This window comes from Limosilactobacillus panis DSM 6035, assembly GCF_001435935.1.
Lineage (GTDB): Bacteria > Bacillota > Bacilli > Lactobacillales > Lactobacillaceae > Limosilactobacillus > Limosilactobacillus panis.
Genome location: NZ_AZGM01000004.1, coordinates 1 through 24,458, shown reverse-complemented (window position 1 = coordinate 24,458; position 24,458 = coordinate 1). Strand labels below are relative to the sequence as shown.

Sequence of the window (24,458 nt, the reverse complement as noted above, 5' to 3'; positions counted from 1 at the left end):
AAAAAAGCCAATAACCACACGCCTTTGGCGTGATTATTAGCTTTCAAGTTTCAGTATTTATCTAATAGAAGTGGAATGTAAATATCCTTGGGCAGGTATGGATTGCTCGGGGTATGTTTCGTATTTATCTAATAGAAGTGGAATGTAAATTGATTCATTTACTACTCAAGCTCAACTAGCTTTTGAGTATTTATCTAATAGAAGTGGAATGTAAATGACTTTAGCTTCGGCTATTAAAAAGCCCCAAGTTAAGTATTTATCTAATAGAAGTGGAATGTAAATGACCTAGTTATTACTCATAGTATTATCTTTTATACCGTATTTATCTAATAGAAGTGGAATGTAAATTTAAAGCACAATCACCATAAACGTAGAACACTTGTTGTATTTATCTAATAGAAGTGGAATGTAAATAGTTCCAGGATAGTCAACTGCAACAGCTCAACGTGGCGTATTTATCTAATAGAAGTGGAAAGTAAATGGATCACCCCCACATACATGTGGGATACACTTAAAGTATTTATCTAATAGAAGTAGAACATGAATTATAGTTACAAAAAAGAGGTGCCCCATGGCAACCAAGCTAGACAAACAATTCACCCAAGACGTCCTAAACACAGTGGACTTAATCCCGTACGGGCGCGTCACAACCTATGGCCAGATTGCCCGCATGATTTGCCGCCCGCGCAACGCCCGCCTCGTTGGTAAGGCGCTGGGCAAATTTGGCGGGTGCGGTAAGCATCCCTGCCACCGGGTCGTCACTGCAAACGGTCGGTTAGTGCCTGGCTGGATTGACCAACGACCCATGCTAGAAGCGGAGGGGGTGCCGTTCAAAGATGCGACCCATGTCGACATTCAAAAATGTTTTTGGCGCGGCATCTAGTTCCCGTAACCTGGCTCCGTGGCCGATTCCACGCTATGCCGCCGTCCAGCGCCAGACCAAGAATGGCTACGTCCAGGTCAAATACACCTGGGTAGCGGCCGACTGGCATTACGAGGCCCGCTGGCATAGTCGGGTCCCCACCGCCCAAATCATCACCTACCCAAGCTGGCAACTCAACCGTGTCCATCCTGGAAAGGGCTATGGCAAAGATGCTGCTCCTAGAATGGCCCAAACCCTCGTCGGTGACCAGTGGATTGCTACATCCCGCATCCGCTACCTTATCCAGCAGGCTGCGAACAACCCAACTCCCGCAGCCCAAAGTTTTCTACGCGCGGTTCATCCACCAGCAGTCGTCACATATTTCCCGGGAAATAATCATTAGGTTAGTGGCTTCTTAACCTATAATAAAACTACTTAACTGCATACACTTGTTTGAGGAAAAACAAACATGAATAATCCATCAGAAGAGGTTCTTAACCTGCTTAACCAACACCATATTGACTACCAACTGATTAACCATCCCCCAGTCTATACTGCGGAAGCGGCAGATAAAATTTACATCAATTGCCACTTTGGTCGCGCCAAGAACCTCTTTTTACACGGCAAGCATCACTTCTACCTGGTTACCTTTCACGATGACCATCAGCTAGACCTTCGCGCCTTACGCAAGGCCCTCCACACTAGTCGCCTGTCATTCGTTTCACGTGATGACTTACCTAAGTACCTAGGTATCCGAAGTGGGGCGGTTTCGCCGCTTAATCTAATTAATGATAAGAGCCATGATATCGTTCTTGTGTTTGACCGAAATCTTATTCACAGTGGTCTACCAATTGGCTGCCACCCCAACGACAACACTAAAACGGTGGTCATTCCCGTCGACCGTCTCCTCAAGCTCGTTAAGGAATGGGGAAACCCCGTGCAAATTCTGGACTTGTAGGATCCTTTGCCGGCACTTTCAAAGACTAATACAGACATCTAGTAAAATAATTTATTAACATTGTCTCTAAAAAGATTGTCCATTATGTTCCAAAAGTGTTAGAGTGAGAATGATATATTATAATTGGGAGGATGCTAGATGGCTGATAAATATGACCAAATCAAGTCAGCTTTGAAAGAGCCCGAACTGAACGCCAAAATGTTTGCCTGTCAGTTCGGCTTAGAAGCTAAAAAGCATCGTGTCTTGACGAACGGCCGAGCCAGTCGGTACCCATATCCGGCTAATCTGCGGTCGCGTCAATATAATATTTACCTGAATTCAGGGTTTACCGATGACATGATTGACTTTGAGACACCACCGGTAGTGGGAAGCCGGCATGCGGTAACTCACTTAAAGATGCTAGAACAGATTATGATCGAGCATCTCCACAGCGATGAGCGCCTGTGGCCACTTAGCATGGCCCCCGCGCCGGTTTACCAACACGACATGGAATACTTAAAGGACGCTTACACCAAGCCATGGGCCCAGGCCAACCATGATTACCTGGGAAATAAATATGGGGTTGCCAAGGAAATCATGGGCGATGTCCACATTAATTTTGGCCTGGATAGCGACCTTGTATCAACGCTCTACCAGCGCTTCTATATTGACGAGTACGGCAATGAAGTTGACTTCCGTAACCACCTCTACTTCAAGCTCGCCCAGGCCTATTATCTTTACCAGTGGCTGTTCACCTACCTGTACGGGGCCAGCCCGGTTGCTGAGGACATGCCGCAGAGCTTCCCGGACAACATTGAGCTCCCGGTTCGGAGTATTCGGGCCAGCGAGTACGGTGACGATAATAAGGCCAGTGAACGGATTACCTACAACTCTCTAGAAGAGCATGTTGACCAGCTGCAGGAGTATGTCGACAACGGGACTTTCTACAGCCTCAAAGAATTCTTTGGACCTGTCCGTCTACGTCATCACGATCAGGATATGCGCGATTTGCGGGGAGTAATGGCAGCCGGAATCGACTATCTCGAATTCCGCAATTTTGACCTTGACCCGCTCTCCCGGACAGGAATTAGTGATGATACCTTGAACTTCTTGGAGCTCCTCTTGCTAGACGCTATCGTCTCACCCCTTCCGGATGACCTAACGTCACGTCTTGCCAAAGCGCGTGAGCTTAATAATGAGGTTGCCTTACAGAAGCCAACGGATGAAACCGGCTGGATGAAGGATGCCGCCAACAAGTTGATTGACGAGCTCCAGGCCTTCGTAGAAGAGTTCAACGCTCCGCGGGAGTACAAGCTGGCGTTGACCTTTGCCAAGCGGCGGGTGGAGGACCCAACCCTGACTATTAGTGGTCAACTGGCTGATCGGATTGAAAATGGCAATCTCCTGTCTTTCGGCTTGAAGATTGCCAATGACCGGTACACCAACAATATCAACTACCAGCACCCGCTCCAGGCCATCAGTAAGGACTATTCAGATGACGTCCAACGCCTCCTGCGGGCGGCAATCGAGCTGGGGGTTCAGTTTGAATTGCAGCCGGATATGGTCACCCTCTATGTTGGGGGCCATAAGGAAATGTACCAGGCAGAAGAACCCCTCGACTTCAGTAAGGGCCCCCGTGAATTCGTTTTAAGCGCCTTTCCCGAGGCCCAGAAACTGCAGGAACCACAAGAATAAATATCTTAAAATAATAAGCAGAGGTTGGCGTAGACAGCGTCAGCCTCTCCTTTGTAATTAGTGAGGTGCAGGTATGAGAAAAATTGGAATTATTGGATTAGGCCACGTGGGGCGCCTCCTGGCAAATGAACTGGCAGTTACTGGCGAAGCAGATGAGTTGGTCTTAATCGACCAGGATGATGACTGTGCCCTGGCAGTGCAAACCGACCTAGTGGACGCGGCCACCGCCAGCGCCCACCACTCAAAAATCACCATCCAGGACTATGCGGCACTCGGTGGGGCCCAGGTCATCGTCATGGCGGTTGGCAAGAGTGCCTTGGCTGAGGAACAGCCGATGGCCGAACTCACCACCAGCGGTCAGGCGGTCACGCAAATCGCCCCGCAAATCAAAGAGAGCGGCTTTCATGGAATCGTCCTGAACTTAACCGACCCGAACGAAGCCATTACAGCTTTTCTCCAGCAAGAATTATTACTCCCACCCAAGCAGGTAATTGGCCTGGGCACGGTGGTCGATACCGCTCGGATGCGGCGGGCGGTGGCCCATGCTGCCCACTTGTCCGCCGCCAACGTGACCGGTTTCGTCTATGGTCAGCATAACGGTCGGCAAAGTTTTGCCTGGTCTACCGTCCGGGTTAACGGCCAGGGGATTGGTGAATCCATCAATGGTCACCGGTTGGACGAGAGTCAGCTCAAGGTTCAGGCTGACCTCAGTGGTTGGTATACCTTAAAGGGACTGGGTTACAACGCCAGTGCAGCGGTTGCCTGGGCCCGGCGGATTATCCGGGCCATCTTTACCGATGAGCAGTTAGGCTTGCCGGTAGCCATTTTCCAGCCGCAGTATTCGACCTACGTAAGTTTTCCGGCACTAATTGGGCGTCAGGGTGTGGGGAACCTGTTGCTGCTCAAGTTGTACCCGGTCGAAGAGATGGCTGTTAAGACCGCTGCAGCTGATATCAAACAGCAGTTGGCGACACTTCAAGAATTAAGCAAAGAGGGGAAAGCAGATGACAATTAACAAGCTAGCAGTTTACTGTGGAGCCTTAGAAGGCAAGGATAAGCATTACATGGTTGAGGCGGAGAAGCTCGGTGAGTGGCTGGCAGCCCACCAGATTGACCTGGTTTATGGTGGTGGCCGTCATGGCCTGATGGGGGCAATTGCCCGGGGGACCCTCCTGAATGGCGGTCTGGTCCACAGCGTGATCACCCAAGAACTATACGACCGTGGCGTGGCCTTGGACGGGGTCACGGACCGGCAGATCGTTGCCAACATGGACATCCGCAAGGAAAAGATGATGAGCCTGGCGGATGGGATGCTGGCCTTTCCCGGCGGCGTAGGGACCCTGGAAGAAATCAGCCAGGCGGCCTCCTGGGTAACGCTTGGTGATAATAAAAAACCAGTTTCCTTTTATAATTACCGGGGTTACTACGATAATCTTAAAAAGCAGCTGGTTGAGATGACTAAGGCGGGCTTTTTAGAGAAGGAATACCTGAAGAGTCTGTACTTTGGGAATGACCTGGGCACGATTATTAAATTTATGAATGACTACCAGGCTCCCCACCACCGCACCTATGACAAATAAATTTTAAAATAAAAAAACGCTGTATTGCAGCGCTCCAATAATTATTGAACTGGTTGAATTGTGTAAACCTGGTCGTCAGCTTCATCGGAAAGGGAAACTGGCCGTTGTTCATTGGCTCGAATCGTAATGTGGTAACCAAACTTATCAAGGAATACTAATTTGTCATTCTTAATTTGTTGAACAGTGGCCGGAATTATCTGATTGTCGATGCCCAATTTAAGTTCAGGAGAAATGGTGATTTTATGGGATCGATTGCGTTCCTTGTCATAATATTGCCAAGTACCAGTGTAAAAAATTGGTAGCGCTGTTGTCGTGCTACTCTTCTTTGCGCGGCTGAACCCGAAGGAACTGCTGAGTCCAGCCATAAGTCCCGCGCCGAAAAGTAACATTCCCTTTTTCTTCATATTCCATCGATCTCCTCAATTAAGTATGTGATAAGTCATTTAACTTCCATGCTTATTATACACACATTTGTGTTATGGGAAGATTTCAATTCTGTTAAAAAGCCGCAATAATTGGTAAAATTAGTTGTAACAATCGTATTTATATTTAAAGGAGAGAATTACATTATGCTCAAGTTAGGAATTATCGGAACTCACATTATCACTGATCAAATGTTAGATGCCGCTAAGACTACTGGCAAGTATAAGCTGACGGCCGTTTATTCACGGACGATGGACCGGGCTAAGGAATACGGCCAACCATATGGCGCCACTGAATTCTACGACGACCTCGACAAGTTCTTCACTGAAGGGGACTTTGACGTGGTTTACGTTGCTTCACCAAACAGCCTCCACTACCAACAAGTCCGCAAGGCAATCGAAAACGATAAGTTCATCATCGTCGAGAAGCCATCGTTCGCTAATCCGGACGAATTCAGCGCCATTGAATCCCTCCTTGCTGCCCACCCGAAGGCCCGCTTAGTTGAAGCCGCCCGGCACATCCACACGCCACTTTACAAGAAGGCCGCCGAAAAAGTTGCCGAGATGAAGGAAAACCACTGCCAAGGGGCCACAATTACGGTGATGAAGTACTCATCCCGTTACGACAAGGTCTTAGCTGGTGATAAGCCATATCCAAACATCTTCACCCTCGACTTTGCCGGTGGGGCACTGATGGACCTGGGCGTTTACGCCGTCTACGGTGCGGTGACCCTCTTCGGTGAACCAAGCACGGTCGTATACTACCCAACCCTTGCGAAGACGGGTGTCGATGCCAAGGGAGTTGCCATCCTCGACTACGACAAGTTCTCCGTCACCCTGAACTTCGGTAAGACCGCTAACTCACACCTGCCATCAGAAGTTTACGGCTTAAAGGACACCCTGGTCTTCGACAGCATCTTCAACACCAAGAAGGTTGTCTACTACGATGCCGACAAGAATGCCCACCCGTTGGACGTCCCGGTTGAAGAAAATTCCATGACCGATGAAATGAACGACTTTGCCGACCTCTTCAACAATCCGGATGACCCGGCCGAAATGAAGAAGTACCAGCACTGGATGGATCTAGCCCGAACGGTTAACTCCGTCATGTACTCCCTCCGGCAATCAGCTAACTTAGTATTCCCAGCAGACAATGATCAAGAATAGGATGATAGTATTTGATCGAACAATTTAAGGAACATTTTGATAAGCTGTACAAGCAACCAACGGCAATCCAGTCGGCGGTTGAAAAGGCCCTCCAGACCGATAAATCCGTCCTGGGGATTGCCCCGACTGGTTCTGGTAAGACCCTGGCCTTCACCTTGCCGCTCTTACCCAAGGTGATGCCGGGCTCTGGTACCCAGATCCTGGTCCTTGCACCATCACAAGAACTGGCCCTCCAGACCGCCCGAGTGATGCGGGAGTGGGGGACCATTATCGGTGTTAAGGTTCAGTCCCTAACCGGGGGTGCTAACCTCCGCCGGCAGGTGATGCACCTGCACAAGCACCCCGATGTCGTCGTCGGGACGCCCGGCCGGGTCCTGCACATGCTGGATAACCACCACCTGAAGCTCGGCCACCTCCAAACACTGGTAATCGATGAGGCGGACGACCTCCTGCAAGACGACACCCTGGCGGTCGTTGAGGACATTGAGCGTGCGACCCCGCTGACCACCCAGCTGGCCTTCTTCTCGGCCACGATGTCCCCGGTTCTTAACCAGTTGAACGTGATGTTTGGCCGCGACATCGTGACCTTCGACGTCCGCGAGTCTGACCATTCACGCGGCCCCGTCCGCCACGTCTACCTCGCTGCCCGGACGAACGCCCAGAAGACGGCGACCCTCCGGCGCCTGGCCAGCATGAAGGACTTCCGGGCCCTGGTCTTCTTCAACAGCACCCGGACCCTCCACTATGCGGCCAGCCGGTTAAAGCACGAGCATGTTAACGTCGGCATCCTCGGTGGGCGCCAACGGCAAACTGAGCGGGAAAAGGCGATGCGGATGTTCCGTAAGCGCCAAATTAAGTTGCTCTTAACCACTGATCTGGCGGCCCGGGGGTTGGACATCCCGAAGCTGCCCGGGGTGGTGAACTTTGATTTGCCAACCGCCACCAATACCTACGTCCACCGGGCAGGGCGAACTGGCCGGCAGGGTGAACGGGGGATGGTCATTAACCTCGGGGATGACCATGATATCCGTGACCTGCGCAAGCTCGTCAAGGACCTCGACGTGGACATTAAGCACTTCTACATTAGTGAGGACCACCTGACTGACCAGAAGCCGGTTGCCGGTGAGCGGACGGTTCCTTACGTCAAGAAGGCTGACCACCGCCTGCAGAAGAAGCAACTGACGGGTGAGCCGCGGTTGAAGAAGTCGGTGGATAAGACTTTTGCAGGCTTTTCCAAGCCCAATAAGCACCGCCACAAAAAGAACCGCAAAAATAAGGGCATTCGTCTGAAGCACCGTCGCCAAAATTTAAAATAAAAAAGGACATTATTGCTTTACCTTCACCGAGGTAAATGCGATAATATTCTTTGCTTGGTCCCATAGCATAATTGGATAGTGCATCCGCCTCCTAAGCGGTCGATTCCGGTTCAAGCCCGGATGGGATCATCATTTTAATTAGCAGCCTGGCGAAGGAGTTCCCGGGTTGCTTTTATTTTACGGAAATATTAGGTGTACAATAATAATGAATTTTATCGAAAGGAGCGAGCTAAGTGCAACTACCGTATCGAATCATGTTCCTCTTCGGAACCCGGGCCGAAGCATTAAAATTGGCACCGGTAATCAAGTTGGTGCGGACTGATTTGGATACCTGGCAACCGCTGGTGGTAACGACCATGCAGCAAAGCCAGCAGGAGGTTCTCCAACAGACGTTGGACTACCTGAAGATCAAGTCAGACTTTGATCTGGCCCGGGAGGCCAACCAAACGGCCGACCCGGTTGAGGGACTGAGCTTCCTGTTGCACAATCTGAATAACGTCGTCAATGCTGGCCAGCCAGATATGCTCTTGGTAGTCGGGGATGCATCCACCAGCTTAGCTGCCAGCCTGGTGGGCTTCTATCACCGCCTACCAATTGGCCATATTGAAACGGGACTGCGGACCCATGATAAGCGGTTACCGTTTCCGGACGAGATGCATCGACGGTTGACTGACGACTTAGCCGACCTTTACTTTGCGCCGACAACCCACGCCCGTGATAACCTCCTGTTGGAACACCATCCGGCTAAACAGATTTACGTGACCGGGAACACGGTAATCGACATGGTAAAGCAGACCTTGGCTGGTAACGATAACACGGCAGCCTTGTTTCCGGAGATTCCAACGGACCACCACTTAATCATTCTGACGATGGAGCGCCCCGAATACTTTGGTGAACCGATGCGTCAGGTTTTCCACACGGTGCGTGATATTGTGGAGACCAATCCCGACGTTGAACTAATCTATCCGGTCTTTCCGGATCCGGAGGTCGTGGCGATGGCCGAAGAGGTTCTCGGTAAGCATGTCCGGATCCACCTGACCAAGCCGCTGAATCACTCGACCTTCCTGCGGCTGGCGGCCCGGGGAACATTGATTATTACCGATTCGGGAAGCATCCAGGAAGAAGCGCCCGCCTTGCACACCCCGGTCCTACTCCTGCGGGAAAAGACGGAGCGGCAGGAGGCAGTTGATGTGGGGGCCGTTAAGGTTGTTGGAACGGACCCGACCAGCATCCAGCAGGCGGTCTTTGAACTGCTCAATAACCACCGGAAGTACAAGCGTATGGCGGAAGCGGATAATCCCTTTGGCAATGGGCACGCCAGTGAAAAAATCTTACAGATTATTCAGAATTATCTAGCTCAGAAATAAAAATAAGGCTTAAGCAGGGGAGAATACCCCGGGCTTGGGCCTTGTTTACTTTGCAGGTTACTTGTTTTCAATTTTCTTATTATTGTTAAAGATGAGCCACTTCGAGAAGATATAGTTAGCGACAATAACGATGACGTTGTCGATGACCTTGACGATGAACTGGCCAAGTGGGTCCTTGAAACCGAGCACGGAGATTCCAACAAAGGTAATAACGATGTCGATGACTAAAGTCAGGGCCCGGTAAAAGAAAAAGCGGAAAATCTCAGCGATAAAGTCGCTAACAGTGGTGTAGTGGGAACCAAATACCCAGACCTTATTGGTGAAGTAGGCAACCAAAACAGACACAAACCAGGCGATGACTGTGGCAACTTCGTAATTCCAATGAATCCCGGAACTGAGGATCTGGAAGGTGGCCAGGTTGACAATCGTCGTCACCACACCCCAGAAGAGGTAGGCGACGATTGACTTGTACTTGTCCCACAGTTCTTTAAGCATTCAGTTCTTCCGCCTTTTTAACGAGTTCTGCCGTGAATTTGTCCAGCTTCTTGACGTCTTCACTGTCGGGGGCCAGGTTGATGTGGACGTTTTCGCTACCCTTAGTTGCCCCAGTGCCGTCGAAGACTTTGCCGAATTCGTCAACCGCCTTGCAGAAGTCGTCACCGTAGAAGGTGTCCCCGGAGCCAGCAACACCGTAAACCTTACCGTCCAGTTCTTCTTCTTGCAGGTCATCGAAAAAGTCCATCCCCTCGTCAGGCAGGGCCCCTTCGTCGTAGGTGTAAGGGCAGACAACACAGATATCGACGTCTTCGAAGTCCGCCGGGTCGGCTAAGGAGATTTCGGTGGTTTCAACATCGACGTCGTGGTCGTCTTCCAAGGATTCGGCGATCAGGTCGGCGACATCCTTGTTGTTACCAGTGATGGTTGCGTAAACTACGAGTGCTTTCATTATTTATATGCCTCCAAATTATTGATCTTTTTTAGTATAGCATGGTTTGGGTGTTTTAGCGGTGACAAGTGGTATACTAATAACGATAGAATGTCAAAAAGGAGATCCGAGAATGATTACATTAAAATCGCCACGTGAAATTGAAGCGATGGAAAAATCTGGTGCGGCCCTTGCCGGCATGCACCTCGGAATTCGCGAGTTTATTAAGCCCGGGATTTCCAGCTGGAAGATTGAAGAATTTGCCCGCAAGTACTTCAAGGCTGCCGGTGCCAAGGCCGAACAAATTGGCTTTGAAGGATACAAGTACGCTACCTGTGTCAGTGTTAACGACGAAATTTGCCACGGTTTCCCCCGCAAAAACCTTATGTTGAAGAAGGGGGATTTGGTTAAGGTCGATACCGTGGTCAGCGTGGATGGCTTCTTTAGTGACTCTTGCTGGTCCTACGCAGTGGGCGAAGTAAAGCCAGAAATCAAGAAGCTGATGGATGTTACCAAGAAAGCGCTCTTCATGGGAATTGACCAGTGTGTTCCCGGCAACCGGATTGGGGACATTGGCGCCGTTATCCAACACTACACCGAAGACGAAAATGGTTATGGTGATGTCCGGGAGTTTGTCGGGCACGGTATCCAACCAACGATGCACGAAGATCCCATGGTTCCGCACTACGGGGAACACGGTCAAGGCTTGCGCCTGAAGAAGGGCATGACCATCACTGTTGAACCAATGATTAATACCGGGACCTGGGAAGCCGACACCAGTGACCCAAGTGGCTGGTTAGCCAAGACGGCCGATGGTGGTTGGATCTGCCAATACGAACACACCTTAGTCGTTACCGACAAGGGACCAAAGATTCTGACTTCTCAAGACCCCGAAGCGGATGCTAAGTACATCTACGACGACAACTACGCCAAGTACCTGGACCACTACGGCAAGATTGCCCGGGAAGTTGCCGAACAATTTAAGTAATGATTTCAACCTCAGCTGTTGGCTGGGGTTTTTGTATTTTAAACCTTGTTTTAAACGCTATTACTCACTTAACGAAATAAAGTTAGTCAATAAATTTGCTTATAATAATTAAGTAAATATTATCAATTCTCATTATTATGTTACCAAATCTGCCTAAATTGTCATTTTGCACCGATAAATATGCAAGCCGTGTGAATGTATCTTTATACGCACAAAAGCTGAATAATCGCGTCATTTTGTATCATAAATGAATATTTTAGCGAAAATAATTGCATATTTTGATTAGAATTTGATTAAAAAGGCCTGCAAACTCTTCAAATATTCAAAAAGTGAACTATACTTATTTTATTAAATAATTTCTTAATTTTATTTAAGATTATGAGTATTTATGGAGGAATAGGATATTGGAAGAACAGAGTGGTAATAAAAAAATTATTACTACCTTTGGCTTGGTCACGATGATCATTACCGCTATCTTCGGTTTTGGTAATGTTTCAAACGCCTACTTACAAATGGGCTACGGTAGTATTATCTGGTACGCACTGGCGGGGATTTGTTTCTTCTTCCCATGCGGCTTAATGATGGCTGAATATGGTTCGACATTTAAGGATGCCAAAGGAGGGATCTACTCCTGGTTGGCGGGTTCCGTCGGTGAACGGATTGCCTTCATGGGGACCTTCGTTTGGTTGGCATCCTGGATCGTCTGGATGGTTTCGACAGCTTCACGGATTTGGATCACCTTCTCCGCACTGATTTTTGGTAAGGATACTACCCAACAGTGGCACGCTTTTGGACTGACTTCGACGCAGTTCATCGGGGTGTTAGGGATCATCATGATCCTGGTCGTTACCTTCCTGAGCTCGCGGGGGATGAACTCCATCGCCAAGGTTGGTTCACTTGGTGGAATCTTCACCATTGCCGTTAATATTATCTTCGTCGTTGTCAGCATCATCGTTTTAATCGCTGACAAGGGAGTCTTGAAGGAACCAATCCACGGTATTAGCTCCTTCATCACTTCACCCAACCCCCAATTCCAAAGCCCAATTGCCATTATTTCATTCGTGGCATACGCAATCTTCGCTTACGGGGGGATGGAATCACTGGGGTCCGTTACTGATAGTATGAAGAACCCAGAAAAGACCTTCCCACGGGGCCTGATCATTGCTAGTGTATTCACGATTGGGGCTTATGTCCTGATGATCTTCATGCTTGGTTGGTCCGTCAACTACCAGCACGACCTGACCAAGAGCAGTGTCAACCTGGGGAACGTAACCTACGTGGTCTTCAACTACTTAGGGATCACGATGGGGACCTCCCTTGGCTGGTCACACGCAGCAGCTTTGACCTTCGGGGTTGTGATGACCCGGATTGTTGCCTTGGCACAGACGCTAGGCTTCTTGGGCGCCCTCTTTATCTTGATGTACTCACCAATTAAGGCCTTCATCATTGGGTCTAACCCAGATTTGTGGCCAAAGAAGCTGACCAAGCTCAACAAGGCCGACATGCCGGCTAACGCCATGTGGCTGCAAGCAATTGTCGTTTGTGTTATCGTCTTCCTGGTTGCCTTTGGAGGATCGGCTGCCCAAAAGTTCTACCTGGTCTTGACTGATATGGCCAACGTTTCAACCTGTTTCCCATACATCTTCCTGATTGGAGCCTTCCCATTCTTTAAGGCCAAAAAGAACCTCGACCGGCCATTTGTAATCTTTAAGAACCGGTTCTGGACGAACGTCTTGGTTGTCTTTGTGGAACTGATCCTGGCTTGTGGGATCATCTTCACCTTCATGCAACCACTGCTGGAGAAAGATTACCAAACCGCCTTCTGGACACTCGCCGGACCAATCTTCTTTGCGATTGTGGCCCTGGTCTTCTACCAGATTGCGGCCAAGAAGCGGCGTGCTAATAAATAATTTATTAAATCAAAACGCGACTGACGTTCATTTTCGTTAGCCGCGTTTCTTTGTATTATCGTCCACTACCCATTATTATTTGCTATAATGTCCCTATACTATTAAAGGGAGAATACCATGAGTAAGGAACCGGGGAAATTTAAGAACTTCGTGCTGCTCTTGATGCGGCACTTCACCATGGCCCAGATATCGAGTTCGGCGGCCATGTTGGCCTACTATACCTTATTATCGATTTTCCCAGCCGTTCTGGTGATTGGAAACCTCCTACCAATGATGGGGCTGGATGCCAATACGGTCTTGGCCTACCTCCAATCAGCGGTTCCCACGTCAGTCTATGAGTTTATCCGGCCCCTGATTTTTGACTTCCTCCGCCGGGGGAGTGGGGGCTTACTGACGACTGGGGCCTTGATTGCTCTCTGGTCGACCAGTCAGGGGATTGCGGCCTTCCAGCGGTCAGTTAACCTGACCTATGGGGTGGCCCGCAACCAGAACCCGTTGATTAACCGGGTGGTTTCCTTTATCTGGATGATCGTTGTCCTCGCCGTTATTTTCATCATCGTCCTCCTTTACGGATTTGGTGAACAGGTCTTAAAGAGTATCCAGCCGTTTCTGCGCTTTAACCGGAGTTACATCTACCTATTTAGCTCACTGCGGTGGCCGGTTACCTTTGCGGTCCTCTTTTTAGCGTTGACCCTATTGTATTACTTCGTGCCCAACGCTAAGGTCCACCTCCACTATGCTGCGGCGGGGGCGCTTTTGGCCGCCCTTTTGTGGATGGGATTGTCCCGGCTCTTTTCCTACTACACGGTCTTCTTCCGTCACAGTGTGATTTCCTACAAGACGATTGGGGCCTTCATCGCGATGATGATCTGGCTGGACCTGTCCGGCTACGTCATAATGCTTGGGGCGGTGCTAAACGCTACTCTCCAGGAAGCTCACGAAGGGGTCCTGCGCGAACGGGAACACTTCTGGCAAATCATTGACCGCGAGGAACGGCGAAAACGCAAATAAAAATGGGCCCCAACGCGGGGAAATCCCGAACGTTGGCGCCCAACTTATCTTATAGGTGGTACCATGCTTTGCTAAGCAGCTGGTGCTTCTTTCTTTTCGTCGTTAAAGAGGACGGTGGAGACGGTATCGACGTACTTGGCGGCGATTGGCTTGGCGTAGATGTCCTCCTCGTCGCCCTTACTGAAGGCGTGGGCGTTAGCAATTTGGTCCATTGCCTGGCGGACGGCATCGGCGGAGAGGTTTTCACTAGCGTAGCTGAGCTTTAAGAGGTGCTTTTTACCAAGGTTGCCCTTGAAAGTTAAATTAAGAGTTCGCATTTGAGAAAGTTCCTTTCTTTAAGTTTATTCAGCGGTGATGAACTGGTCAGTAGTGATGATGTTAGTGGCGGTGCACTTTTCGCCGGTCAGGCTTTCGATGGCAGAGCCAACAATTGCCAGCTGTTCACCAGAGACATTTTGGGAGACGTTGTTGAAGAGGCGCTTGATGCCCTTGGGATGCTTATCTCCGACTAATGTTAACTGGACTTTGGCAGACTTAAATTGACGTTCCATACTCATGTTGAGCACTCCTTTATTGTGTTTTTCATAAGTAGTGGCCACTGCTTACACTTATATAAACGATTCAGAACAGAAAAAATGAAGGGTGAATCTTAAAAAATGGCGAAGATTTCTAAAATTGCGGCACAAAAGCGGCGCGGTCGCTATAATGTCTATGTAGATGGCAAGTACGCCTTCCCCGTGGCGGAGAGTGTCTTAGTGAAGTTCCGCTTAATGAAGGGGATGGAAGTTGATAAGGACCTTATTAAACGAGTGACGACTGCCGACCAGCAGGCTCAGGCGTACGCGAAGATTCTCGACTACCTGTCCTATCAGATGCGGAGCGAAAGCGAGGTCGTGAAAAAACTTCATGATCTGGAGACACCACCGGAGTTCGTGGACCCCATCATGGCCAAACTCCGGGAACGCCGCCTGGTTGATGACCACCAGTACGCGCTCTCGTATGTGCAGACAATGATGACTACCAGCCTGAAGGGTCCCGGTGTCATCCGCCAGCACCTCCGGTTGAAGAAGGTGGGGGAAAACGACATTGACGCCGCCCTGGCCAACTTCACCAGCGCTCAGCAGGTAGAAAACGCCAGTAAGCTCGCCAAGAAGCTATTCAAGCGGTACCGTAACCAACCAACCTTCCGTCAGGAGCAGAAGGTCCGGCAGGGGCTGATGACTAAGGGTTACTCCAGTGACCTATTTGACCAGATCAAGGACCAGGTTGAGCCCGCAGCGGACCCCGACCACCAGGCGGACCTCTTAGCCAGCCAGGCGGAGAAGGTGTGGCGCCGCTATCGTCGCTACACCGGACTGGACCGGGAGCGGCGGTTCAAGCAGGCAATGTACCGGAAGGGCTTTGACCTGGATGCCGTGCAGCACTGGCTGAGTGAAAACCAGGAGGGACTTTCCTAACGAAGGGAATACTGGTATTATAGGTAAGATATATTACTAAGGTTTAAAGAGAAAAGAAAATGAAGATTCATATTAATGAACAACAACTAAATCATCAGTATGGCTACCGTTTCATCAAACGGCTTTTTGACATTGTCGCTTCATCAATTGCGGTGGTTATTTTGAGCCCATTGTTCTTAATCATTGCAATCTGTATCAAGATTGATGATCCGAAAGGCCCCGTCTTTTACACTCAGATTCGGGTTGGCAAGGATGGCAAGCATTTCCGGATGTTCAAGTTTCGGTCAATGGTTAACAATGCTGACGAACTGTTGGCGAAGTTGCGGAGTAAGAATGAAGTTAACGGGGCAATGTTTAAAATGAAAAACGATCCACGCATCACACGAGTGGGTCGTTTTATTCGGAAATATAGCCTTGATGAGCTCCCCCAACTAGTCAACGTGGTCGGCGGATCGATGAGCATCGTTGGCCCCCGGCCGCCGCTGGTCGGTGAGGTCGCTGAATACACCGAGTATGATAAGCAGCGCCTGATGGTTAAGCCGGGTGCCACGGGAATGTGGCAGGTTGGTGGCAGAAATGACGTCGACTTTGACGAAATGGTTCGCCTTGACCTGACCTATATTCAGGAGCGGTCAATCTGGCTCGACCTGAAGATCATGTTTGAAACGGTAAAAGTAATGATTGTGCCAAATGGTGCGTACTAAGTAAGACAAGGAGAAACGAAAGTGGATGTGAAAGTACTTGTCGCAGCGCATAAGAACTATGCAATGCCCAAAGACAGCCTTTATTTACCCGTATTTGTGGGTAAGGAAATTCACCCGGATGTTAACCATACATTCCAGGGGGACAATACGGGCGACAATATTTCCGTCAAGAACCCGACTTATAATGAATTGACGGCCATTTACTGGGGCTGGAAGAACCTTGATTTAGATGCCATGGGACTTGTTCATTACCGACGGTACCTTAGTCTGAACCACCGTAAGTCCCTGGATGACGTTTTGTCGAAAAAGCAGGCAGAGGCCCTACTGGCAGATCATGACATCATTTTGCCCCCTAAGCGGCGTTACTACATTGAAAGCAATGAGTCGCACTACCTGCATGCCCACCACCATGAGCCATTTGAGGTGATGCGGCAGGTGATTAGGGAGCAGTACCCAGAATACCTGCCATCCTTCGAAAAGGTTGTGAAGCGGACCTGGGCGCACATGTTTAACATGTTCGTAATGAAGAAACAGCCGCTTAATGAATACTGCACGTGGATGTTTGCGGTCTTGGCAGAAGTGGAAAAGCGGACTGATATTAGCAACTATTCGGCATACGAGAAGCGAGTATACGGATTTCTGAGTGAGTTACTCTTGGATACCTGGCTGGATAAGAACACTCAGTATTCAACGGTTGAGGTGAAGTATGTCTTCATGGAACACACCAACTGGTTCAAAAAGGGCGGCAAGTTTATCTTACGCAAGATTACTGGCCATGCCTAAGAAAGTAGGGGGAATCTGAAGTGGCAAAGTTATCGATCGTCGTACCGTGCTACAACGAAGAGGAGACCGTCCCGTTGTTTTATCCAGCAGTGGAAAAAGTCGTTCAAAAGATGCCGGTTGAGGTTGAATATTGGTTTGTCAACGACGGTTCAGCTGACAATACACTGGCTGAAATGCGAAAGCTCCACGAAAAGGACCCGGAACGGGTGCACTACGTTTCCTTCTCCCGAAACTTTGGTAAGGAGGCCGGCCTTTATGCTGGATTGGAGGCAACGACTGGTGACTACGTGGTTGTGATGGACGTGGACCTTCAGGACCCACCGAAGTACCTGCCAGAGATGTATGACTATATCTCGTCTGGTGAATACGACTGCGTGGGGATGCGGCGGACCGACCGGAAAGGTGAGGCAAAGTTTAAATCCTTCTTAAGTGATCAGTTTTATAATGTAATCAACCGTATTTCTGATACTAAAATTGTATCGGGAGCACGTGACTACCGGATGATGACCCGGCAAATGATCGACGCGGTCCTTTCACTGAAGGAGTACAACCGGTTCTCTAAGGGAATCTTTAACTGGGTCGGTTTTAAAACTAAGTACCTGCCATATAAGAACGTGGAACGGGTTGCCGGAACAACCGATTGGTCGACCTGGAAACTGTTTAAGTATGCGATTGACGGAATTACCGACTTTTCCGAGGCCCCGTTGGCGATTGCAACTTGGATTGGGGGCTTTTCCGCCTTTATTGCTGTGATTGGCATCATTGTCGTAATCGTACGCCACCTTATTGCACCTGACGGTAGTGCGTTCGGGTGGGCCTCACTAGTATGTATTATGTTGTTCATCGGTGGTGTCCAGCTCTTCTGTTTAGGGATTGTTGGCCGTTATATTGGCAAAATTTATATGCAGACTAAGCACCGGCCAATTTATATCGTTAAGGAGAAAAAGTAATTATTATTCTGAACATTAGCTGTATAAAGGAAAGATTATGGGAAAAGAGATATTTAATAATAAAATAATAATCGGCGAAAGATTATATTACTGCACATTTATATATGCAATTATACTGACTTTCCTTTTGTCCAGTGACTATGTGCCATTAATTCCTGAAAAAGGAATTCACCGGCTTTTGTATATTGCGGTTGCGCTGCTAATTTTTAAGATTTATGCGCTTGATAAGTTCGAATTGAAAAGGGTTCTTTGTAAATCTGCTATCTTATTATTAGCTGTAATTAGTTGGCGCCTGGTAAGAAATATTAATATTCTCCTCTACATCAGCTTTATTATGGGAGCAGAGAATGTTAAGTTTCGTCAGATAATTAAACTATTCTTTGGAACGGTTTGTATTCTGCTAGTGGGGACAATTCTAATTTCGCAGGCTAATATTATTAAAGACTTTATATACGTTCGTGATAAATTCCATCGTCACTCTCTAGGAATTGGCTACCCGACCGATATGGCCGCATACGTTTTTTATCTATTGCTAGCATACTATTATCTAGCATTTAAACGACTAACTTGGCGAAGCTATATGTTAGTTGTGTTGTTAGATGTAATCGTTTACGAATTGACGCAAGCACGTAATTCATTTATCTTGATATTGTTGACGATTCCAGTTATTTATATTGCGCAGCGAGCGCAACAGAAATATTTAATTTCACGTGGAATTGCTTCATTTTATTGGGTAGTCGTTCCACTAACCGCGTATAGTACTCTTTTGTTATCGTGGTTGTATAAGAATAATAGTCGCGTTTTTAGAATCCTAGATCATACGTTATCTGGTCGTCTGAGCCTTTCTCATCAGGCATTACAAAAATACGGGATTTCTATACTTGGTCAGCATATTGTTGAAAATGGCTGGGGTGGATCTAAGGGACTTAAGAATTTCAATAAACCTGGGTTCTCTTATTTTTATATAGATTCATCGTATGTAAGATTGGCAATTATTTATGGCTTACTATTGGGAATCTTGATTGTAACTTTTATGACTATTATTGCCTATCGTTCGACCTTGCGTAAGGAGTATGTATTGGCAGCTATTATTATGTTAATTAGTCTTCACTGCGTTGTCGAACAACATTTGATGGATTTAAACTACAATCCATTTTTATTGGCATTATTTGCGTCATCAGCTATTAACAATATAAACTTCACTCAAAAAACAGGAGGAAAATCATGACAACAGGTAGCAGAGAAAAGGTATTTTTAAAGTATTTCTGCATTGTAGCGGTATTCTTTTTACTTGGTGGCGCTGGGATGTTTGGTTTGGCTAAGCATCGTCAGCATACCTTCTATACTGCCAAACGAGCAATGGTTATTTCGCACACTATTCACGAAGAGAAGAATTCAAATAACAGCTTCAATTCTACCGATCAGAAAATGATGGATACATATAGTAAGATTGTTGAAGATCCAATTATTGCTAAAACAGCGCGTAATTATCTGCCTACGCACTTAAGAAAAAAATATTCTGCAGAGAATTTAAGCAATCTTATTGACACTAAAGTTTCACAACAATCGCTGGTTTTAACAATTAGCGCGAAATCTTCGGATAAGCATACTGCAGTGGAAGTAGCTAATGTTATGGCAAAAGCTATGAAGAAAGATTTACCTTCTATCCAGCCTGGTGCGGGGAAAGTTCGTCTTTTATCTCCAGCCACAAACAGTAGTGCAGAGGAAGTAACAGTACCACATACTAAAAAATATGTTGCTGTTGGCTTGGCACTAGGTGGCATGGTAGGATTAATTATTTGTTTTGTTGATGAAACTTGGAGTCGACTAATTTAGTCTACTCTTAAAAGTGAGGAGAAAAATGCCTAAAGAAAAAACACTATTTTCAATCATAACGATAGTCAACAAAGAGGATGTCTATCAAGGATTTAAGGAAAGTCTTGAGAAGCAAGATGGTGTTAATTACGAATTGATAAAAGTTAATAATGACCATAATCAATTTACATCTGCACGAGCTGCATATAACAGTGCAATGAAAAAGGCGCACGGTGACTACTTTGTATTTACCCATCCTGATATGCGATTCTTAGATGACCACTCGCTCCGTGATGCGTTAGACCAAATCACTAAGCTTCAGGGCCTCGGTGTGGCAGGAGTATCGGGCTGTCCATCTGATGTGCATCATCATCGGTCAACACTTGTTACCTCGATTGTTCATGATAATCCACCTCATCGCTTTGGAACATTGATCGATAAAGTAACTGAGGTTCAAACAGTTGATGAATGTTTCTTTGTTATGAAGCGTTCTTTCTGTGAAGCTCACCCATTCTCAGATATAGATGGTTGGCATATGTATGCTGTAGAACAGTGCCTAGTGGCTCTTTTGAATGGAAAAAAGAATTACGTAGTACCTGCTAGAATGTGGCATTACTCTACTGGAAGCTCAGAAAATTGGCAATACGTTCAAACCGGTAGAGAGATTGCTAAACGGTACGGCAAGTACTTCCCAACAATTAGTACAACCATTACAACTTGGTTTACTAGAAATAAGTTAGGCTTACTTATTGAACCGCCATTGAAATTAGTAAAGCATCAGATCTGGCGTAAATTTAAATTGGCAAAGGATTAATTAGAATTTCTAACGCCATTTATGTTATTGAAGGAGAAATTATGTCTGACAAACAAAATTTATTTTCAATAATTACTATTGTAAATAAAGAAGATGTTTACCAAAAATTCAAGGACAATCTTGCTGAACAGAAGAAAGTAAACTATGAACTAATTAAGATAAACAATGGAAACAATCAGTTTTCATCAGCTCGTGAAGCCTATAATAAAGCTATTAAAAAGGCTAATGGTAATTATCTAGTCTTTTTGCATCCGGATATGCGCTTTCTTGATAAAAATGCTTTGCACGACATTTTTGACCAAATACTCAAGATTAAGGACTTTGGTGTAGTAGGTGTTGCGGGATGTCCATTTGAACTTTATCATCATAAGTCAGTTATTTTAACGACAATGGTTCAGGGTATTCCTTCTTATCACTTCGGAAAGCCTATTACGAAAGCAACAAAAATTCAAACATTGGATGAAAGTTTCTTTGTAATGAAAAAATCGTTTTGTGAAGCACATCCATTTTCTAATATTAAAGGATGGCATATGTACGCTGTCGAGCAATGTTTAGTTGCTCTGTTGAATGGGAAAAACAATTACGTTATTCCGGCTCGAGTATGGCACTATTCACCAGGAAATTCAGAAAACTGGCAATATGTTCAAACTGGTCGCGAGATTGTTCATCGCTATGGTAAGAACTTCTCATCAATCAATACGACGATGACCACATGGAATACTCGTAGCAAGTTGAATCTAATTTTCATACCACCGTTAAAGTTGATGAAACATAAGATTTGGCGTAAGTTTAATTTGTCTAGGAAATCATAATTTTGGTGGGGTACTTACGATGAAAAAAGTAGCTGCGGTTGTAGTTACCTATAATCGAAAAGAACTATTAAAAGAATGTATCACTGCATTACTTGCACAGACATATACTAACCTAGATGTGCTGATAGTTGATAATGCAAGTACTGATGGCACACGAGCATTAGTGACCGATATATTTGGCACAAAAGTTAAATATGTCAACACCGGTGCTAATTTGGGTGGTGCTGGTGGATTTCAGTTTGGTGTTAAGAAAGCTACTGAGTTAGATTATGATTACCTCTGGCTGATGGATGATGATTCCATTCCGACGCCAGCGGCTCTTGAAGAATTAATGAAAGCAGCTGAAAAATTAGGGAAATTTGGATTCCTTTCTAGTAAGGTACTTTGGAAGGATCAATCAATTTGTAAGATGAATATTCCCAAAGTATCGTTAAATCGCAAACTGAGTAATTTCAATGGTCAGCCTAAGCATATTATTATGGGAACTTTTGTCTCTTTTCTCATTCCTACTGAAGTTGTTAAAGAAGTTGGATTACCGATAAAAGAATTCTTTATTTGGGCTGATGATATTGAGTATTCAAGAAGGATTTCACGTAAGTACCCATCTTATTTTGTACCAGCAAGTGTCATAATTCATAAATGTAAGTCAAATAATGGTAGTAATATCGTTGATGACACGCCACAGCGATTCAATCGTTACCAATACGCATACCGTAACGAGGTATATGTATACCGTCGGGAAGGTCTTCCAGGATGGACACACCTACTGCTAAAGACCATGCTTCATACTGTAAAAGTAGTATGTAAGTCACCGAGTTATAAGGGGAAGCGATTATCCATTATTTGGAAATCAACACTAAGTGGGCTTAAATTTAATCCTTCAATTGAATTCATAGATTAAACAAAGGTTGAATGGGGTATTAAAAATATGAACGAAAAAATAGCAGTTTTACTCTCAACCTATAATGGTTATGACTACTTAGAGCAACAAGTAAATTCAATCTTGAAGCAGACTAACCATGACTGGCATCTTTACATTCGAGATGATGGATCAACTGATGAAACAGTATCTTTAATCCGTGAACTTACTAAACATCCACAAATTACGTTCCTAAATGAGAAAAAAATTGTGAATGTTGGGACCGTAAAGTCTTTTATGGACTTGCTTTCTAGAACTAATGCGGACTATTATATGTTTTCAGATCAAGATGATTATTGGTTACCTGATAAGATTCAAAAAACTCTTAATAAGATGCACGAAGTAGAGAAAACTAGTACCAACTTACCGATTTGCATTCATACAAATTTAAAGGTTACTGATGATAATTTGAAGCCTTATCGTCTATATAATGAAGGACCATCTTGGAATGATTTTCCACGAATTCTTTTTAATAACTGTGCTACTGGTTGCACGATGATGATTAATCAGCAACTTAAAGAGCTAGTTAAATTCAACCAGATAAACTATAAGATGGTTTTTATGCATGATTGGTGGTTAACTTTAATTGCTGCATGTTTTGGGAAGGTAGAATATATAGAGGAACCAACTATCCTTTATCGCCAGCATGGGTCAAACGTACTAGGGAGTCTTGACGGGAGTAAAGCAAGGAAGACTTTAAACCCCCTTAACCGGATTATTTTTTCAGATTATGATTGTAATGAATTCATAAAAGCACTAAAGATCATTACTGAGTTCAATCATGAGTATGGAAATGAAGTAAAGGGTATGAATAAAGAATACTTGCTTAGGTATTCAAAGCTATTAACAGATAGTGATTTAATTAATAACCTAAAACTAATTTGTCAGTTACCGCCAATGGAAACTTCGCGAAAAAAAACGCTACTTTACAGTGTGATAATGCTACGTTATGCAAAAAAAATAAGAAATAATTAATGTCACTAGGATTTATCCTGGTGACTTTTGGTATTGGAGTTTAATTATGAAATATGCTTCTGTAATCGTTACATTTAATCGAAAGAAAAAACTAGTAGGCGCCCTTCAATGTTTGTTAGAACAGACGGTAAGACCCCAAAGAATTTTTATAATTGATAACTGTTCGACTGATGGTACTCAAGACTTGCTAAAAAAAGAACATTTACTAGAGAACCCACTAATCAATTATCAAAGAATGGAAAAAAATTATGGTGGATCAGGTGGTTTTTACTATGGTATAAAAAAAGCAATGGATCATACCGATCAATTTGATTACCTCTCAATTTCTGATGATGATGCATTTTATGAGAAAGACTACTTTGAGTTAATTAGCAAAGCCGCCGATAAACATCCTGAATGTAAAGCATTTTGTGGAACAGTTTTATATGAAGACGGTACAATTCAAACTGACCATCGACGTAGAGTTGTTAATAGGAAATGGGTAAAAGAATTAGATATACCAATAAACGAGTATAAAGATAACTTTTATGTTGATACTTTTTCGTTTGTTGGCTGTGTAATCAGTAAAGATATTTTGAAGAAAATAGGTTTACCCAACAAAGACTACTTTATATACTTTGATGATACAGAGTATTCCTTACGTGTAGATGAATTGACTAAGATACTTAATGTTTCCAAAGCAAGAATTATTCATAAGACGCCACGAAAAGATACTACAATAGTTAATATTAGCTGGAAAAATTATTACGGGATTAGAAATCAGATATTGATGCGAAAGAAACATTCAGATTGGAAACTATTAACATTGTATCTTTTGTGGCATCAAATGAAATTTAATATTCATGTCTTAAAGTCTAACGAATATAAAGGTATCAGAAGGAAAGCATTATATGTATATAATCGAGGATTTAAAGATGGCCTGAAGGGAATTGACGGAAAAAATAAAGAATTTTTGCCTGGCAAAAAAATATAAATTAATTTTTAAATAAAGCCCCTGATTTATTCATAAAAATACACAAAATACCCATCAAACACATGTTTCACACGTT

28 protein-coding genes, 1 tRNA gene and 1 CRISPR repeat array are annotated in these 24,458 nt (G+C 45.5%); of the genes, 24 read left to right on the top strand and 5 right to left on the bottom strand.

Features of this window, described 5'->3' with window-relative positions; genetic code table 11:
* Positions 1-53: 53 nt before the first annotated feature.
* Positions 54-546: direct repeats of the CRISPR family, unit length 30 nt; unit sequence GTATTTATCTAATAGAAGTGGAATGTAAAT.
* A gap of 25 nt (positions 547-571) precedes the next feature.
* The 6 genes from FD32_RS00305 to FD32_RS00280 all read left to right on the top strand — a co-directional run bounded on the left by FD32_RS00305 (position 572) and on the right by FD32_RS00280 (position 5,074).
* Positions 572-883, top strand: coding sequence for an MGMT family protein (locus FD32_RS00305; RefSeq protein WP_047770119.1), 312 nt, complete (start codon positions 572-574; stop codon positions 881-883).
* The gene (locus tag FD32_RS00300) at positions 846-1,265 is read left to right on the top strand and encodes a hypothetical protein (protein WP_053003080.1); all 420 of its coding nucleotides are present in this window, start codon (positions 846-848) and stop codon (positions 1,263-1,265) included. The genes FD32_RS00305 and FD32_RS00300 overlap by 38 nt, the downstream gene beginning before the upstream one ends.
* Before the next feature lie 66 nt (positions 1,266-1,331).
* The gene (locus FD32_RS00295) at positions 1,332-1,820 is read left to right on the top strand and encodes a prolyl-tRNA synthetase associated domain-containing protein (protein ID WP_047770121.1); all 489 of its coding nucleotides are present in this window, start codon (positions 1,332-1,334) and stop codon (positions 1,818-1,820) included.
* Positions 1,821-1,958: 138 nt separating this feature from the next.
* Complete coding sequence (locus tag FD32_RS00290) at positions 1,959-3,494, top strand: glutamate--cysteine ligase (protein WP_047770122.1); 1,536 nt, start codon at positions 1,959-1,961, stop codon at positions 3,492-3,494.
* Positions 3,495-3,567: 73 nt separating this feature from the next.
* Positions 3,568-4,509, top strand: coding sequence for a lactate/malate family dehydrogenase (locus tag FD32_RS00285; protein ID WP_047770123.1), 942 nt, complete (start codon positions 3,568-3,570; stop codon positions 4,507-4,509).
* On the top strand, positions 4,499-5,074 hold the full coding sequence (locus tag FD32_RS00280) for an LOG family protein (RefSeq protein ID WP_047770124.1): 576 nt from the start codon (positions 4,499-4,501) through the stop codon (positions 5,072-5,074). The genes FD32_RS00285 and FD32_RS00280 overlap by 11 nt, the downstream gene beginning before the upstream one ends.
* A 41-nt stretch (positions 5,075-5,115) precedes the next feature.
* Here FD32_RS00280 and FD32_RS00275 read toward each other — a convergent pair whose 3' ends face one another.
* On the bottom strand, positions 5,116-5,478 hold the full coding sequence (locus tag FD32_RS00275; protein WP_047770125.1) for a DUF4828 domain-containing protein: 363 nt from the start codon (positions 5,476-5,478) through the stop codon (positions 5,116-5,118).
* A gap of 165 nt (positions 5,479-5,643) precedes the next feature.
* Here FD32_RS00275 and FD32_RS00270 point away from each other — a divergent pair, with 165 nt between their 5' ends.
* From FD32_RS00270 to wecB, 4 genes are all read left to right on the top strand, one after another.
* Positions 5,644-6,663 (top strand): Gfo/Idh/MocA family protein, encoded by a 1,020-nt coding sequence (locus FD32_RS00270; protein WP_047770126.1) that lies wholly within the window; start codon positions 5,644-5,646, stop codon positions 6,661-6,663.
* 11 nt (positions 6,664-6,674) lie between these two features.
* Positions 6,675-7,979: a DEAD/DEAH box helicase gene (locus tag FD32_RS00265; RefSeq protein WP_056962070.1), complete on the top strand. Its 1,305-nt coding sequence runs from the start codon at positions 6,675-6,677 to the stop codon at positions 7,977-7,979.
* A gap of 56 nt (positions 7,980-8,035) precedes the next feature.
* Positions 8,036-8,108, top strand: a tRNA-Arg gene (locus FD32_RS00260).
* Positions 8,109-8,212: 104 nt separating this feature from the next.
* Positions 8,213-9,346, top strand: a complete 1,134-nt coding sequence (gene wecB / locus FD32_RS00255) for a non-hydrolyzing UDP-N-acetylglucosamine 2-epimerase (RefSeq protein ID WP_047768078.1) — start codon at positions 8,213-8,215, stop codon at positions 9,344-9,346.
* A 57-nt stretch (positions 9,347-9,403) separates the two neighbouring features.
* Here wecB and FD32_RS00250 read toward each other — a convergent pair whose 3' ends face one another.
* Both FD32_RS00250 and FD32_RS00245 read right to left on the bottom strand, forming a co-directional pair.
* Complete coding sequence (locus FD32_RS00250) at positions 9,404-9,841, bottom strand: GtrA family protein (protein WP_047768080.1); 438 nt, start codon at positions 9,839-9,841, stop codon at positions 9,404-9,406.
* Positions 9,834-10,295, bottom strand: a complete 462-nt coding sequence (locus tag FD32_RS00245) for a flavodoxin (RefSeq protein WP_191980295.1) — start codon at positions 10,293-10,295, stop codon at positions 9,834-9,836. Before FD32_RS00245 ends, FD32_RS00250 begins: the two co-directional genes overlap by 8 nt.
* Positions 10,296-10,404: 109 nt before the next feature.
* Between FD32_RS00245 and map the strand changes: the two genes are divergently transcribed.
* The 3 genes from map (at position 10,405) to FD32_RS00230 (ending at position 14,180) form a co-directional block, all read left to right on the top strand.
* Positions 10,405-11,259: a type I methionyl aminopeptidase gene (gene map, locus FD32_RS00240; protein ID WP_047768083.1), complete on the top strand. Its 855-nt coding sequence runs from the start codon at positions 10,405-10,407 to the stop codon at positions 11,257-11,259.
* A 404-nt stretch (positions 11,260-11,663) separates the two neighbouring features.
* Positions 11,664-13,169, top strand: coding sequence for a glutamate/gamma-aminobutyrate family transporter YjeM (yjeM, locus tag FD32_RS00235; protein WP_047768086.1), 1,506 nt, complete (start codon positions 11,664-11,666; stop codon positions 13,167-13,169).
* A 117-nt stretch (positions 13,170-13,286) separates the two neighbouring features.
* Positions 13,287-14,180, top strand: a complete 894-nt coding sequence (locus FD32_RS00230) for a YihY/virulence factor BrkB family protein (RefSeq protein ID WP_047768087.1) — start codon at positions 13,287-13,289, stop codon at positions 14,178-14,180.
* 71 nt (positions 14,181-14,251) lie between these two features.
* On the opposite strand, the gene FD32_RS00225 is transcribed toward FD32_RS00230, so the two are convergent.
* Positions 14,252-14,497 (bottom strand): DUF2922 domain-containing protein, encoded by a 246-nt coding sequence (locus tag FD32_RS00225; RefSeq protein WP_047768089.1) that lies wholly within the window; start codon positions 14,495-14,497, stop codon positions 14,252-14,254.
* A gap of 24 nt (positions 14,498-14,521) precedes the next feature.
* Positions 14,522-14,737, bottom strand: coding sequence for a DUF1659 domain-containing protein (locus tag FD32_RS00220; protein ID WP_047768091.1), 216 nt, complete (start codon positions 14,735-14,737; stop codon positions 14,522-14,524).
* A 99-nt stretch (positions 14,738-14,836) separates the two neighbouring features.
* Between FD32_RS00220 and recX the strand changes: the two genes are divergently transcribed.
* Genes recX through FD32_RS00165 form a run of 11 tightly spaced genes read left to right on the top strand, consistent with a single transcriptional unit; the run spans position 14,837 to position 24,382 of the window.
* Positions 14,837-15,637, top strand: a complete 801-nt coding sequence (gene recX, locus FD32_RS00215) for a recombination regulator RecX (protein ID WP_047768093.1) — start codon at positions 14,837-14,839, stop codon at positions 15,635-15,637.
* A gap of 59 nt (positions 15,638-15,696) precedes the next feature.
* Complete coding sequence (locus FD32_RS00210) at positions 15,697-16,341, top strand: sugar transferase (RefSeq protein ID WP_047768095.1); 645 nt, start codon at positions 15,697-15,699, stop codon at positions 16,339-16,341.
* A gap of 21 nt (positions 16,342-16,362) precedes the next feature.
* Positions 16,363-17,124, top strand: coding sequence for a DUF4422 domain-containing protein (locus tag FD32_RS00205; protein ID WP_047768097.1), 762 nt, complete (start codon positions 16,363-16,365; stop codon positions 17,122-17,124).
* 20 nt (positions 17,125-17,144) lie between these two features.
* The gene (locus tag FD32_RS00200; protein ID WP_047768100.1) at positions 17,145-18,074 is read left to right on the top strand and encodes a glycosyltransferase family 2 protein; all 930 of its coding nucleotides are present in this window, start codon (positions 17,145-17,147) and stop codon (positions 18,072-18,074) included.
* Between the two features lie 37 nt (positions 18,075-18,111).
* Positions 18,112-19,302 (top strand): hypothetical protein, encoded by a 1,191-nt coding sequence (locus FD32_RS00195; RefSeq protein ID WP_047768102.1) that lies wholly within the window; start codon positions 18,112-18,114, stop codon positions 19,300-19,302.
* Positions 19,299-19,910 carry a YveK family protein gene (locus FD32_RS00190; protein WP_047768104.1) on the top strand — a complete coding sequence of 204 codons (612 nt, stop codon included), beginning with the start codon at positions 19,299-19,301 and terminating at the stop codon, positions 19,908-19,910. The genes FD32_RS00195 and FD32_RS00190 overlap by 4 nt, the downstream gene beginning before the upstream one ends.
* A gap of 25 nt (positions 19,911-19,935) precedes the next feature.
* A complete protein-coding gene (locus tag FD32_RS00185) occupies positions 19,936-20,703 on the top strand; it encodes a glycosyltransferase (protein ID WP_056962069.1) in 768 nt (255 codons plus the stop codon).
* A gap of 41 nt (positions 20,704-20,744) precedes the next feature.
* Positions 20,745-21,515, top strand: a complete 771-nt coding sequence (locus FD32_RS00180) for a glycosyltransferase (RefSeq protein ID WP_047767822.1) — start codon at positions 20,745-20,747, stop codon at positions 21,513-21,515.
* A gap of 19 nt (positions 21,516-21,534) precedes the next feature.
* Positions 21,535-22,416, top strand: coding sequence for a glycosyltransferase family 2 protein (locus tag FD32_RS00175; RefSeq protein ID WP_047767820.1), 882 nt, complete (start codon positions 21,535-21,537; stop codon positions 22,414-22,416).
* 27 nt (positions 22,417-22,443) lie between these two features.
* Positions 22,444-23,409, top strand: coding sequence for a glycosyltransferase family 2 protein (locus tag FD32_RS00170; protein ID WP_047767818.1), 966 nt, complete (start codon positions 22,444-22,446; stop codon positions 23,407-23,409).
* 46 nt (positions 23,410-23,455) lie between these two features.
* A complete protein-coding gene (locus tag FD32_RS00165) occupies positions 23,456-24,382 on the top strand; it encodes a glycosyltransferase (RefSeq protein WP_053003008.1) in 927 nt (308 codons plus the stop codon).
* The last annotated feature ends 76 nt before the right edge of the window (positions 24,383-24,458 follow it).